15 protein-coding genes are annotated in these 13435 nt (G+C 67.5%); 14 read left to right on the top strand and 1 reads right to left on the bottom strand.

Annotation, left to right across the window (positions count from 1 at the left end; genetic code table 11):
• Positions 1 to 30 precede the first annotated feature (30 nt).
• The 13 genes from ACWCO2_RS12935 (at position 31) to ACWCO2_RS12875 (ending at position 11742) form a co-directional block, all read left to right on the top strand.
• Entirely contained in the window at positions 31 to 741 is a 711-nt protein-coding gene (locus tag ACWCO2_RS12935) for a Crp/Fnr family transcriptional regulator (RefSeq protein WP_450127922.1), read from the top strand.
• Between the two features lie 50 nt (positions 742 to 791).
• Positions 792 to 1763 (top strand): hypothetical protein, encoded by a 972-nt coding sequence (locus ACWCO2_RS12930; RefSeq protein WP_450127921.1) that lies wholly within the window; start codon positions 792 to 794, stop codon positions 1761 to 1763.
• A gap of 5 nt (positions 1764 to 1768) precedes the next feature.
• Positions 1769 to 3922 carry a hypothetical protein gene (locus tag ACWCO2_RS12925; protein WP_450127920.1) on the top strand — a complete coding sequence of 718 codons (2154 nt, stop codon included), beginning with the start codon at positions 1769 to 1771 and terminating at the stop codon, positions 3920 to 3922.
• 335 nt (positions 3923 to 4257) lie between these two features.
• Positions 4258 to 4719, top strand: coding sequence for a hypothetical protein (locus ACWCO2_RS12920; RefSeq protein WP_450127919.1), 462 nt, complete (start codon positions 4258 to 4260; stop codon positions 4717 to 4719).
• A gap of 130 nt (positions 4720 to 4849) precedes the next feature.
• Positions 4850 to 5335: an NUDIX domain-containing protein gene (locus tag ACWCO2_RS12915; RefSeq protein WP_450127918.1), complete on the top strand. Its 486-nt coding sequence runs from the start codon at positions 4850 to 4852 to the stop codon at positions 5333 to 5335.
• A gap of 167 nt (positions 5336 to 5502) precedes the next feature.
• Positions 5503 to 6321 (top strand): CoA transferase subunit A, encoded by an 819-nt coding sequence (locus tag ACWCO2_RS12910; protein WP_450127917.1) that lies wholly within the window; start codon positions 5503 to 5505, stop codon positions 6319 to 6321.
• Positions 6318 to 7085, top strand: coding sequence for a CoA-transferase subunit beta (locus ACWCO2_RS12905; protein WP_450127916.1), 768 nt, complete (start codon positions 6318 to 6320; stop codon positions 7083 to 7085). The genes ACWCO2_RS12910 and ACWCO2_RS12905 overlap by 4 nt, the downstream gene beginning before the upstream one ends.
• A gap of 34 nt (positions 7086 to 7119) precedes the next feature.
• Positions 7120 to 7872 carry a protocatechuate 3,4-dioxygenase subunit beta gene (gene pcaH / locus ACWCO2_RS12900; RefSeq protein WP_450127915.1) on the top strand — a complete coding sequence of 251 codons (753 nt, stop codon included), beginning with the start codon at positions 7120 to 7122 and terminating at the stop codon, positions 7870 to 7872.
• Positions 7872 to 8444 carry a protocatechuate 3,4-dioxygenase subunit alpha gene (gene pcaG, locus ACWCO2_RS12895; RefSeq protein ID WP_450127914.1) on the top strand — a complete coding sequence of 191 codons (573 nt, stop codon included), beginning with the start codon at positions 7872 to 7874 and terminating at the stop codon, positions 8442 to 8444. The genes pcaH and pcaG overlap by 1 nt, the downstream gene beginning before the upstream one ends.
• 16 nt (positions 8445 to 8460) lie before the next feature.
• Entirely contained in the window at positions 8461 to 9774 is a 1314-nt protein-coding gene (gene pcaB / locus ACWCO2_RS12890) for a 3-carboxy-cis,cis-muconate cycloisomerase (protein ID WP_450127913.1), read from the top strand.
• Positions 9771 to 10532, top strand: a complete 762-nt coding sequence (gene pcaD, locus ACWCO2_RS12885) for a 3-oxoadipate enol-lactonase (RefSeq protein ID WP_450127912.1) — start codon at positions 9771 to 9773, stop codon at positions 10530 to 10532. Before pcaB ends, pcaD begins: the two co-directional genes overlap by 4 nt.
• Complete coding sequence (gene pcaC, locus ACWCO2_RS12880) at positions 10532 to 10927, top strand: 4-carboxymuconolactone decarboxylase (RefSeq protein ID WP_450127911.1); 396 nt, start codon at positions 10532 to 10534, stop codon at positions 10925 to 10927. Before pcaD ends, pcaC begins: the two co-directional genes overlap by 1 nt.
• Positions 10928 to 10941: 14 nt before the next feature.
• Positions 10942 to 11742 carry an IclR family transcriptional regulator gene (locus ACWCO2_RS12875; RefSeq protein ID WP_450127910.1) on the top strand — a complete coding sequence of 267 codons (801 nt, stop codon included), beginning with the start codon at positions 10942 to 10944 and terminating at the stop codon, positions 11740 to 11742.
• 1 nt (position 11743) lies between these two features.
• Here the strand turns inward: ACWCO2_RS12875 and ACWCO2_RS12870 are convergent, their stop codons facing one another.
• Positions 11744 to 12496: a FadR/GntR family transcriptional regulator gene (locus ACWCO2_RS12870; protein WP_450127909.1), complete on the bottom strand. Its 753-nt coding sequence runs from the start codon at positions 12494 to 12496 to the stop codon at positions 11744 to 11746.
• 192 nt (positions 12497 to 12688) lie between these two features.
• On the opposite strand from ACWCO2_RS12870, the gene ACWCO2_RS12865 reads away from it, so the two are divergent.
• Complete coding sequence (locus ACWCO2_RS12865) at positions 12689 to 13423, top strand: (Fe-S)-binding protein (RefSeq protein WP_450127908.1); 735 nt, start codon at positions 12689 to 12691, stop codon at positions 13421 to 13423.
• Positions 13424 to 13435 lie beyond the last annotated feature (12 nt).

Here is a 13435-nt window from a genome sequence, read left to right as displayed (position 1 = left end):
CAGGCGAGATCACGCATTAGACACACGGATGTGAACGAGGCCAACCAGTCCCGCGCAGCACGAGGTTTCCGGTCCCACATTTCCACCCGAGCCTGGTCAACCCTGGTTCAGCAGGGCCTCAGAGCAAAGCATCGGGCTGGGGATCGTTTGCTGGACCAAGGCGCTCCAGGCGGCTGGGTTCTGTTATGCCTTTCCGGACGGGTGAAGGTGGTCTACGCCGAGCCTGACGGCCGCGAAATCACGCTCGCTGTCCGCGGTCCTGGCGACGTGATCGGCGAGTTCTCCAGCCGCGACGGACTGCCCAGGTCAGCCACTGTTCAAGCCATCGAACCGGGTATCACGTCCAAGCTCTCCGATGCCCGATTCATCGAACTCGTCGAGGGGCTGGGGCTGAAGGACCAACTGGACGGGTACATCATGGGCAAGGTGCGGGCCACCGCATCCCATGCTTGGCAACTGGCCCACCACACAACGACGACGCGTCTAGCAGATCTGCTCACCACGTTGATTGAAGCCGCAGGCCCTGACCACCCGGCTCCCACCACGATCGCCATGCCCCAGGAAGAGCTGGCCGCCACGCTCGGCCTAGCACGATCAGCGATCACGCCGGTCTTGGCCAAGTGGAAGTCCTCCGGCCTGATCCGGATTTCACGCGGCATGCTCCACGTCGCCGACCCCCGCTCGCTGCTGACATTCCGCAGCGCCGCTGTGTCCACATCTGGACAGAACTCGGCGCGGTGACCGGGCAACCTCCTTCCCGTCCAACGAACACGACTGCGGAGGTAAAACCGGTGGACGACCAGTCCCGAGAGATCAGCCGCCCCATCGGCGAGTACATCGGCATCCTGGCTGTCGACGTGCACGGATTCAGCAAGCACAACAGCGCGCAGCAACAGGCCATCGTGCAGGTCTTGGCGGAAGTCCTGCAGCAGGCCGCGATCCGCACAGGGCTGCGGGATGGCTGGGACGACCACTTCCGCGCGTACCGCGGCGACGGCTACCTCATGAGCGTTCGACTTGAACTGGTCGCCGTAGTCGTCGACAAGTTCTTCGATGCACTTCAGGCCGAGCTGCGCCGCCGAGCAGCGTCACTCCGCGCCGACAACATCACACTCAGGTTGCGAGCAAGTTTGCACTTGGGGCCTGTTCAAGCGTTCAACACACTGCTCGCCGATTCCCCGAGCGGCACGAACATGGTCGATGTGGGCCGCATGGTCGACGCGAAACCGGTCAAGGCACTACTCGACAACTCCGACTCCACGGTGACGCACGTGGCGTCGGTGATCTCGGGCTCGGTATTGGAACAAGTCGTGAAGGCCGGTCACACCGCTCGGCAGCCGAGCGAATTCGTGCAGGCACCGCTGACTGTCGACGCCAAGGAGTACTCGGGGCTGGGATACCTGCGCGTGCCTGCGCCCTCCGGCGAGCTGCTGCGTTCTGGGCTGCTATTCGGCCAGCCTGAGCCAATCCCGGATGACGAAGCTGCACCGAATCCCAGCAGCACTCATGTTCAGAACAACATGCAAGGAGTCGCGGACAACGTCGTCCAGACTGGTGAGATGCGCGACTTCACGAACGACTCCGCACAGAGCTACGGCGGTATCGCGGTGCGCGGCGACAACAACACCACCGCTGGTCGCGGCATCGACCAGTCCCAGAACAAGCAGGAGTTCTCGGGGAACTTCCACACGCAGGGCGACTCCAATTTCGGGCAATCCAGCGGCCGACGCGTTGACATCGACGACACTGCAGAGAAGCGGTGAGCGCCTTGGACTACAACGTTGACGACTTCGGCATCCTCGAACCGCCGGGTTCCACCAAGTCCGAGCCATCGCCGAACATTGATCGGGACGAAGCGCCAGCACCCCAGTCCGAGGCGGAGCCGACCGCCGATCTGAGCGAAGGACCTCCACTCCAGCCTGGAGTGGAGGCGGATGCGACCGCCCCTCAACCCACCAACTCTGTGGCAGGTAGCGGCAACATCACCGCACAAGGGGACATCGACCAGTCGTCCCTCTACTTGAACATCATCGGCGACGAGATCGCTGAAGCGGTCCTTGCGACCGCGCGTGCCCAGCAGCGACTCGGGCGCGGCTTGCAGGACGAGGAAGCACTTGAACAGCTGTCCATTCAGTATCAGCCGCCTCCGGGGCTCCTTGGTGACGCGCCCGGAACCGCGTTCCAAATCCTGCGCGACCGACGCGTCTTGATGATCACTGCCACGGAACGCGAAGGCGGCCAGTTCGCCGCCGCCCTGCAACTGGGATACGGGTTGCAGAAGAACCACGCAGGACTCGTGGTCCGTGAGGAGCTGTTCGAGCAGAAGGTTGGGTTGCAGACTAAATCACTGCTGGTAAAGCATGAGCCCGCCGTCGTACTCGTCGATCTGCGCTGGGCCGGTGAAGAAGACCTCGAGAACGTTCGCCACGACTTGGCGAGATTCACCAAAGAACTCGACGAACCCTATCAGAGTTACCTCATCCTGATCGTTCCGCAGGAGCAGGCACGCAGATTCGAAGACAGGCTTCCGGGCCGGATGCATTGGCTGAAGAAACCGTCCGCTATCGAGGTTTTCGCCAAATACGCTGCCGTTCCGAACCTGATGGAGCTCGGCGAAGGGGCCGCCAAGGAAGCCCTGGACGCCATGTGGCCACCGCAGATCAAAGAAATTGCCGAAGCCGTGGCTGATCGTCATGCCAGCGGCGAAGATCCCTGGACAGCACTGCAAGCTGCTCTCGATGCGCGGTCGGAGGCCCAGGCCCCCAAGCTGCGCGAGAAGATCATTCGACACCAAGAGCAAGGAAACACCGAATGGATTGCGCTGCTCCTGGCGGCAAGCCTGCTGGAGGAAGCGCCTGCCCAGCACATCGTGGCAGCATCCGACGAGCTCTTGACGCACAGCAAGGTCGAACGGCCCGAGTTAATCCCCTTGCTCAGGCCAAGTCCGCACACCAGATTGATGCATTTCGCGGACGACGAGTTTGACCTGGATACACGCACGTTCCAGCCGCGCGGATCCGGCCCTCAAGTGCTGCAACACATCTGGCGAGAACATCACGACCTCCGGACCACGCTGCTGGACTGGATCGGTGCTCTACCTCGCCAGATCCGTGACCTGCAACAAGCAGAGTTGGAACAGGTAGCGGACCGCGCTGCCGAGCTTGCTGCCCAAGGCGGTTATCGCATCGCTGTCCTGCTCGCAGATTCCTGGGCCAGGACCAGTGGTGGAAAGCCGGATGCCTACCGTCGATCGATCGCGGTGCGGCTGTTGACCACGACTGCCACGGACCTGTCGTTGGGCAAGCCCATCCGGCAGAAGCTCTGGGAGTGGTCCCGCGAACCCAACACGGACCGCCAGCTATTGACCGCAGAGGTCTGCGCTGGGATTGGGCAAGCGTTTCCACGCGTCGCGCTGACCAGGCTCAAGCACCTGGCCAACGCCGAGAGCGACATGGTGCGCAAGGCAGTTCAGACGGCCATCGAGCAGATCGGAGCCGAGCTCGGCGCATCAACATTCCTGCGCTACCTGGCGGACTGGTTCGACGACGCCACGCCGGCCCGGTTACTGCTAGTAGCCAAGAGCGTCGCGGCCGTCCTCAAGGACCGGCCCCTGGACGTCGACGCAGATGCAGCGGCAGCGTTCTGGCAGCGAGCCCTGGAGACCATGCCGCCGGACAACTTGCGACCGGTGGCCGAGAGCTGGCTGAGCACCGCAGCCAAGGCCTCGCCCGAGCAGCGCGATGTCCTGGTGGAGCCGCTGGTCACGGCCACTGGACATGACTCCCGTCGCATCGCTCAACTGCAGTACGCCAGCCGATTCGGTCGAACGCACTTGGATCTCAGCTCTCTGGATGAGGATCTGTCCGACGTCGTCAATCAGCTGTGGACGCGACTGGACGAGGTTGACCCGGTCCGGCTGTAGAACGCCGATCGCCGGTTGAGAGGAGGCAATAGGCCATGAACCACCGTCGGCAAGCTTGGACGATGCGCAAGCGGTTGGTCACCGATGCCCACACCGGTCCAGCCGGTCGACCGCATTTGGTCGCCTTGCCCAGCACCGACCCGTCACTTCGGTTCGAAGCCAAGCTGTTCGTGGAGTGCCGATGGACGGGAGCTGGCGCTGCTCCACCGTCCGCGTGGGACATCGCTGCGGAAGGAGTCTCCCAGCGAGCCGAAAAGCTCAGCCGGGACCACTCGCTGACCCAACTCCAGCGAGTACACGGAAAGCTGGCGATCGCACTGCTGCACTGGGAGGAAGTGGAGAAGACCGAGATCTCCGCTCGGGCTCATTGCGCGTCCGTGACCGCAGACCCTGAACTCGTCTCCGAAGTGGAAACGCGAGAGGAGGCGGCGCGTCGACAGATCGTGATCTCGTGGCAGCACGAACAGCGGGAGCACACTGCGGCGCGACTCCGCCCGTTGATCGTCGATCCGCTTCGGGCCACAGCATGGTGGTTCGCAGACAACCAGGACAAGATCGACAAGTTATCCGAGGTCGCGAAGGAGTTCCAGGATTTGCAGGCCCGATTGGGGCGCGCCGTTGACGAGGATTCGACCGGTCTTCTGGTGGACGAATTCCTGACCGCCGTTGACGTCCCGGAGCAGGAACGTCTGCTAATGCAGCTGCAGAGGGTGTTCGTCGACCGCGGCCGCGACGACCTCGCCCGACGTATCAACCTGACATCCCGGAACGCTGCCGAGGTACCCGGTTCGAACTGAATCCGTGCCGGGTCGCGAGCTGCACTCGCGGCCCGGCATTCAGCCCAGGTGGGGCGTGGTGATCGCGCGGTTGTGGGGCTTTCTCGGTTAGGGTGATCTTTCTCAGCACCGTGGGAGGGGATGCGCACCGATGCCCAAGTTCAGCTGGCACACCTGTCCCGTGCCCGAGGGCCTGCCGGTGCGGCAGGTGTACGGGTTCCTCTTCGTCCCCGACGGCCGGGTGCTGCTGCGGTTGGATGGCAGGAAGCACACCCTGCCCGGTGGGCGGCCCGAGCCCGGCGAGGTCGAGTATTCCGACATCTTGCGGCGGGAGACCATGGAAGAGGTCACCCTCGACATAGACGAGCCTCACTACCTGGGATATCAGTGCGTGGACGACGGGATTTCGCCGTACGCGCAGGTGCGGATGGCCGCCGTGATCAGCCGGGTGCACCCGCCGGCGCCCGATCCGGACAGCGGCCGAACGTATCGGCGGCTCCTGGTGCATCCAGGCAAGGCCGGTGACCTGCTGTCCTGGGGCGAGACCGGGTATCTGCAGGCGAGCGCCGCCGCGGAGGCCGCGATCGGCGTGTTCGGGCTCCCCGCTGACGGGTTGCCCGACACCGGCGAACTCTGACGCACCGAACGTAAGCAGCTCGACGAACGCACCCGCGACCGGACATCGGCGCGGGTGCTTTCGTCTGCCCTCGAAGCGGGGAAATCCTTGACCCGGCTCGCCGCGTGCGCATATCGTTCGCATAAAGCACACTTGTTCACTATGCGCACAGACGAGGAGTGGTCGGGGTGGCACGCATCCTGCAGCTCGACGAGGCGATCGCGGAGCTCGTCCACGACGGCGACTCGATCGCCCTGGAGGGCTTCACGCACCTGATCCCGGTCGCCGCCGGGCACGAGATCATCCGGCAGGGCCGACGCGATCTCACCCTGATCCGGATGACCCCCGACATCGTGTACGACCAGCTCATCGGCGCCGGGTGCGCGCGCAAGCTGGTCTTCTCGTGGGGCGGCAACCCGGGCGTCGGCTCGCTGCACCGGTTCCGCGACGCCATCCAGAACTCCTGGCCGGTTCCGCTGGAGATCGAGGAGCACAGCCACGCCGGGATGGCCAACCGCTACGCCGCCGGCGCCTCCGGGCTGCCCTTCGCCGTGCTGCGCGGCTACCGCGGCACCGATCTGCCCGCGCAGACCGACACGATCAAGCCGATCGAGTGCCCGTTCACCGGGGAGCAGCTGACCGCCGTGCCGGCGCTCAACCCGGACGTCGGCATCATCCACGCGCAGCAGGCCGACCGGGCCGGCAACGTGCAGATGTGGGGCATCACCGGTGTGCAGAAGGAGACCGTGCTTGCCTCGAAGCGCTCGCTGGTCACCGTCGAGGAGATCGTCGACGAGCTGACCCCGCGCCCCGGCGCAGTGGTGTTGCCGCAGTGGGTGGTCACCGCCGTCGCCGAGGCCCCGGGTGGCGCGCACCCGTCCTACGCGCAGGGCTATTACGAGCGCGACAACGCCTACTACCAGCAGTGGGATCCGATCGGCCGGGACCGGGAGAAGTTCGCGAACTGGCTGGAGACCGAGGTCCAGTGCGAGAGGAGCGGTCGATGACCACCGAATACACCGCTGACGAGATGATGACCGTCGGTGCGGCCCGGTCGCTGCGCGACGGTGCGGCCTGCTTCGTCGGCATCGGCCTGCCCAGCACCGCCGCCAACCTCGCGCGGCGCACGCACGCGCCGGACCTGGTGCTGATCTACGAGTCCGGCACGGTGGGCGCCAAGCCCGACCGGCTGCCGCTGTCCATCGGCGACGGCGTGCTGGCCGACACCGCGGACTCGGTGATCAGCGTGCCGGAAATCTTCAACTACTGGTTGCAGCCCGGCCGCATCGACGTCGGTTTCCTCGGTGGCGCGCAGGTGGACCGGTTCGGCAACATCAACACCACCGTGATCGGTGGCGACTACGCCGACCCCAAGGTCCGGCTCCCCGGTGCCGGCGGTGCGCCGGAGATCGCCGCGTCCTGCCAGGAGGTGCTCATCGTGATGCGGATGAGCCCGCGCGCCTTCGTCGACGAGCTCGACTTCGTCACCTCCGTCGGCTTCGGCACCGGCAAGGGCGACCGGGAAGCGCTCGGGCTGCGCGGTCGGGGCCCGGTCAAGGTGATCACCGACCTGGGCGTGCTGGAACCCGACCCGGAGACCTGCGAGCTCACCCTCACCCAGCTCAGCCCGGGTGCGACGGTCGAGCAGGCACAGGCCGCCGTCGGGTGGCCGTTGAAGGCCGTCGAGCAGCCCACCGAGCTGGCGCCGCCGAGCGAGACCGAGCTGGCGGTGCTGCGGGAGCTGAAGGCCACCGTCGAAGGCGCGAAGTGAGCGGCGTCGGCCGCTCGGAGTACGAGGAGCTGCGATGACCACTTACGAAAGCCGGTCGCCAGCCGGGCTGGCGCTGCCCAGCTACGGGCACGACGAGCAATCCCACCCGGCGCTGGACACCCCCGAGTACCGCTCGTCGGCGCTGCGCCACCCCAAGCAGCCGCTGCAGTACCTGCCGCACTACCTCACCGAGATCACCGGTCCGCTGCTGGGCCAGGACCGCTGCGCGGAGCACGACCACGACCTGACGGTCCAGCACGACGGGGAGCCGTTGGGCGAGCGGATCATCGTCAGCGGCCGGGTGCTGGACTCCGACGGCAAGCCGGTTCCCAACACGCTGGTGGAGATCTGGCAGGCCAACTCCGCAGGCCGCTACCTGCACCAGGGCGACCGACACCCGGCGCCGCTGGACCCGAACTTCTCCGGGACCGGCCGGTGCATGACCGACGCCGAGGGCAACTACCGGTTCATCACCATCAAGCCCGGCGCCTACCCGTGGCGCAACCACGACAACGCCTGGCGCCCGGCGCACATCCACTTCTCGCTGTTCGGGCAGGCGTTCACCCAGCGGCTGATCACCCAGATGTACTTCCCGGGCGACCCGCTGTTCTACCAGGACCCGATCTTCAACTCGGTGCGCGACGAGCAGGCGCGCGAGCGGATGATCTCCCGCTTCGACCTGGACACGACGGTGCCGGAGTGGGCGCTGAGCTACAAGTGGGACGTCGTGCTGCGCGGATCGCAGGCGACCGTGTTCGAGGACGAGGAAGAGGAGGACGACGACTGATGGGTGCTTCGACTCCCCCGGCCACGACGCCGTCCCAGACCGTCGGCCCGTTCTACGCCCTGCCCGGCGGGATCCTGTGGGCCGACGGCCCCGAGGTCGTCGCCGAGGGCATGCCCGGCTCGTTCCTGCTGCGCGGTCGGCTCGTCGACGGCAACGGCGACCCGATCCCGGACGGCGTGCTCGAGATCTGGCAGGCCGATGAGCAGGGCCGCTTCGACCACCCCGACGATCCGCGCCCGGACTCCTCGTCCTGGCAGGGCTTCGGCCGTTGCCCCACCGACGCCGACGGCGAGTTCTGGTTCCGCACCGTCAAGCCCGGCCCGCTGCCGACGCCGACCGGGGAGACCGAAGCTCCGCACATCAACGTGACGGTGCTGGCCCGCGGCATGCTCAACCGGGTGGTGACCCGCGTCTACTTCCCGGACGAGGAGCAGGCCAACGTCGCCGACCCGGTCCTGTCTACAGTGGATCCGACTCGCCGGGGCACGCTGCTGGCGAGCCCGGACGACCAGGGCTACCGCTTCGACATCCGGATCCAGGGCGATGACGAAACCGTATTCTTCGCGATCTGACGGCCTGTTCGGGCCGATGTTCAGCACTCCTGCGGCCACCGAGAGGATCTCCGCCACGACCTGGCTGCAGGCGATGCTGGACTTCGAGTCGGCGCTGGCCGCGGCGCAGGCCGAGGCCGGGATCATCCCGGTCACCGCAGCCGAGGAGATCGCCCGGCGCTGCCACGTGGAGCTGTTCGACGTCGACTCGATCGCTGAACGCGCGGCGTCCTCGGCGACGCCGGTGATCGCGCTGGTGCGCGACCTGACCGCGTTGCTGGACGCCGATGCCAAACCGCACGTGCACCGGGGCGCGACCAGCCAGGACGTGATCGACACGGCCGCGATGCTGATCGCGCGCGATGTCCTGGGCCTGATCATCGGCGATCTGCGCGCAGCGGCGGACGAATGCGCACGCCTCGCGCAGCAGCACCGCGACACCGTGATGATCGCCCGCTCGCTGTTGCAACAAGCGCTGCCCACGACGTTCGGCAACCGCTGCGCGAGTTGGCTGACCTCGCTCGACGAGGCGATCATCGCGCTGGAGCGGATCCATCACGAGCGGCTGGCCGTGCAGTTCGGCGGAGCGGCGGGGACTTTGGCCGCGCTGGGCACCGATGGTGTCCGGGTGGTCGGGTTGCTCGCGACCGAGCTCGGGCTGGCCGAACCGGTGGTGCCCTGGCACACCGATCGCACTCGCATCGCCGAGCTGGCCGGGACGCTGGGCACGGCCACCGGGGCGCTCGGCAAGATCGCGCTCGACGTCGAACTGCACGCGCAGACCGAGGTCGGTGAGCTCGCCGAGGGCGAGGCTGGCGGCTCATCGGCCATGCCGCACAAGCAGAATCCGGTGTCAGCGGTTCTGATCATCGCAGCATCCCGCCGGGTGCCGGGCCTGGTCGCGACACTGTTGTCGGCGATGCCGCAGGAGTACGAGCGCGCCGCCGGTGCTTGGCAGTCCGAGTGGGAACCGCTGACCGAACTGCTGCGCCTGGTCGCCGCCGCTGCCGCGGGGACCCGGCAGCTGCTCGCCGGACTGCGGGTGCATCCCGAGAAGATGGCGGCCAACCTCGACCTGACCCGCGGCCTGGTGATGGCCGAAAGCGCAGCAGGCAGGCTGATGGATTCCCTCGGCCGCACCGAAGCGCAGGAACTGGTCGGACGGTTGTGCCGCCGCGCAGTGCAGGAAGGCACGACGCTGCGCGCCCAACTGCTGGCCGACCAGCGGGTTCGAAACGTGCTGTCCGAGGACGAGATCGTCGCGGCGACCGAGCCCGCCGATTACCTCGGCTCCGCACCCGCATTCGTCGACCGCGCGCTGACCGCGCACGCGGAATTGGAGGATCGGTGAACGTCAACTACGAGCTGACCGGGCCCGAAGGCGCCCCGGTCGTGGTGCTGTCCAACTCGCTGGGCACCGACCTGACCCTGTGGGACGACCAGGTTCCGGCGCTGGAGCGGGAGTTCCAGGTGCTGCGCTACGACCAGCGCGGCCACGGAGCGACCCCGGGCAGTCCCGGCCCGTACACGCTCCAGCAACTCGGCGGGGACGTGCTCGCGTTGCTGGACACCTTGGGCATCCGCAAGGCGCACTTCGCCGGGGTGTCGCTGGGCGGCATGACCGGCATGTGGTTGGCCGAGAACACCCCGGAGCGCATCGACCGGCTCGCGCTGATCTGCACCTCCGCCGACCTCGGTCCGGCGTCGATGTGGCGGGACCGCGCCACGACGGTGCACGAGAAGGGCACTGCGGTGATGGTCGAGCCGTCGCTGCCGAGGTGGTTCACCCCAGCGCTGGCCGAGCGGGACGACATCGTCGCCAAGTTCGGCGGGATGCTCGCCGCCGCCGACGACGAGGGCTACGCGGGATGCTGCGAGGCCATCGCGGACATGGACCTGCTGGACGGGCTCGGCGGGATCAGCTCGCCGACGCTGGTCATCGCCGGTGCCGAGGACCTAGCCACGCCCCCGTCGCACGCCGAGCAGATCGCCGCCGGCATCGCGGGCGCGCGCGTGGAGGTGCTGTCCCCGGCCGCACACCTGGCCAACGCCGAGCAGCCCGAAGAGGTCAACCGGCTGCTGCTTGAGCACTTCACGAGGAGCCTGTGATGCCCGACCGTCTCGACGACGAAACCCGCCACGCGCAGGGCATGGGCGTGCGCCGGGAGGTGCTCAGCGACGAGCACGTGGACCGCGCGAACTCCAAGATCACGCCGTTCACCGAGGGCTTCCAGGACTTCATCACCCGCTACGCCTGGGGTGAGCTGTGGAGCGGCGACGGCGTCGACCGGCAGACCCGGAGCATGCTGACGCTGGCGATCCTGGCCGCGGTGGGCTGCGAGGACGAGTTCGCCATGCACGTCAAGGCCGCTCGCCGCAACGGGGTACCGCCGGAGCACATCCGCGAGGTGCTGATGCACGTCGCGGTCTACGCCGGGGTGCCCCGCGCCAACAGCGCCTTCGCGATCGCCAATACGATCCTGGGTGACGAGAAGTCCGACTGAGCAGGGGGATCATCATGGAGTCCGCGTCCGATTCGAGCGGCGGTTACGTGCAGTCGCTGGCGCGTGGGCTCATGGTGATCCGCGCGTTCGACGAGTCCAAACCCGAGATGACGCTATCGGAAGTCGCCCGCGCGACGGACTTGTCGCGCGCGGCGGCCCGGCGGTTCCTGCACACACTGGTGCACTTGGGTTACGTGTGGACCGACGGCCGGGTGTTCGCGCTGACCCCGCGGGTGCTGGAGCTCGGTTTCGCCTACCTGTCCAGCATTTCGCTGCCCGAGATCGCCCAGCCCTACCTCGAGCGCCTGGTCGCCAAGGTGCACGAGTCCGCGTCGGTGTCCGTGCTGGACGGCCCGGACATCGTCTACGTGGCGCGCGTGCCCACCTCGCGGATCATGACGGTGTCGATCAACATCGGCACCCGGTTCCCCGCCTACGCCACCTCGATGGGCCGGGTCCTGCTGGCCGATCTGCCGCCGGCCGAACTGGACACCTACCTGTCCGAAGTGGACTTGGCGCCGCTGGGTCCGCACACCATCACCACGCCCGAGCAGTTCCGGGAGGAGCTGGCACGCATCCGCGAGCAGGGCTGGGCGCTGGTCGACCAGGAGCTGGAGGCGGGACTGCGGTCGATCGCCGCGCCGATCCGGGACCGGGCGAACAAGGTGGTGGCGGCGGTGAACATCTCCTCGCACGCCACCCGCACCAGCCCCGAGGACGCCCGCACCAACCTCCTGCCGCCACTGCTGGAAACCGCATCGCGCATCGCCGCCGACCTCTCCGTCGCCCCGGCGTCCCGCGCGGTTTCGCGCTGACTCAGCCGAGGTCTTGCCGCCAGGCGCTGCGGTAGAAGCTGCGGATGTGCCGCTCGACCTGCTCTTCTGCTTCGGTGGAATCACCGGCGGCCAGCGCCTGGTGGATCAGGCGGTGGTCGTGGCGCAGGCCGTCAGCGATCGGGAACCACTCGTCGCCGAGGTCGTCGAAGGCGGCCAGCAGCGGACGGCGCAGCGATTCGCGGATGGCGATCGTCATGTCCGCGACCAGCCGGTTGCCACCGGCTTCGGCGATGGCGACGTGGAACTGGGTGTCCAGGTCGTTGAACCGCTCCCGGTCGCAGTCCGGCGACTCCATCTCGTCCAGCAGCGCGCGCAGCTCGTCGAGTTCGGCCTCGGTGGCGCGCTGCGCAGCGTTGCGCGCGCTCTCGCGCTCCAGCATGACCCGCGCTCGCACGACGTCGGCCACCGGGAAGTTCGCCAGCGCCACGTGCAGCCGAAGCAGCCTGGTCAGAGCTTGACTCGGCAGCGCGGCGACCGTCGTGCCGGAGTCCGGGCCGGTGCCCACCGCCATCCGCAGCACACCCTGGGCTTCCAGCGCGCGGAACGCCTCGCGCACCGCCGCGCGGCTCACACCGAGCATCTGCGCTAGATCCCGCTCCGGCGGCAAGCGGTCCCCGACGCCGAGCTGGCCGCTGACGATCTGCTCCTCGATGCGGTCGATGACCAGCTCGTAGGTGCGCGTCCGGGCGACCGGCCGCCAACCTGCGTTTTCCCCGTTCTCCGAGCCGGTCACGGACCCCCCTTTACAAACCCCACGAGCGATCTTTATGGTACGCCAGTTCTTGGTCTGACCATAGAAAGGTCAACGGCGAAAGCCGGAGTGGAGCATCGGGCTGCTGCTGACCCTGTGCGCTGGTCTTCCTGCAGTCCAACGGCTGGTCGTGGATGCTTCCACGGTGCACGAATCCGAACGAGGTGATGTGGCATGAGGGTGGCGCTGTTCGCAACCTGCCTCGGGGACACGATGTTCCCGGCAGCGCCGAAGGCGACCGTGCAGGTCTTGGAGCGGCTCGGCTGCGAGGTGGAGTTCCCCGCCACGCAGACCTGCTGCGGGCAGATGCACACCAACACCGGGTACCGCAAGCAGGCGAAGTCCTCGGTGCGGACCTTCGTGGACGCCTTCACCGACTACGACGCCGTCGTCGCCCCGTCCGGATCGTGCGTGGCCTCGGTGCGCCACCAGCACGCGATGGTCGCCGACGGCGACGAGAAGCTCAGCCGCGCGGTCGCGCAGGTGGCCCCGAAGGTGCACGAGCTGTCGGAGTTCCTGGTGGACGTGCTCGGCGTGGCCGACGTCGGCGCGTACTTCCCGCACCGGGTCACCTACCACCCGACCTGCCACTCCGCCCGGCTGTTGCGGGTCGGCGACCACCCGCTGCAGCTGCTGCGCGCGGTCCGTTCGCTGGAGCTGGTCGAGCTGCCCGCGGCGGAGCAGTGCTGCGGGTTCGGCGGCACGTTCGCGCTGAAGAACCCGGACGTGTCGGTGGCGATGGGCGCTGACAAGGCGCGGCACGTCCGGGAAACCGACGCCGAGGTGCTCTGCGCCGGGGACAACTCGTGCCTGATGCACATCGGCGGACTGCTGTCCCGGCAGCGCTCCGGAATCCGGGTGATGCACCTCGCCGAGATCCTGGCCAGCACGGAAGGAACCGACCGGTGACCGGAACTTACC

The sequence above is a fragment of the Saccharopolyspora sp. NPDC002376 genome (assembly GCF_053593195.1).
This window is presented reverse-complemented; position numbering and strand designations above follow the sequence as displayed.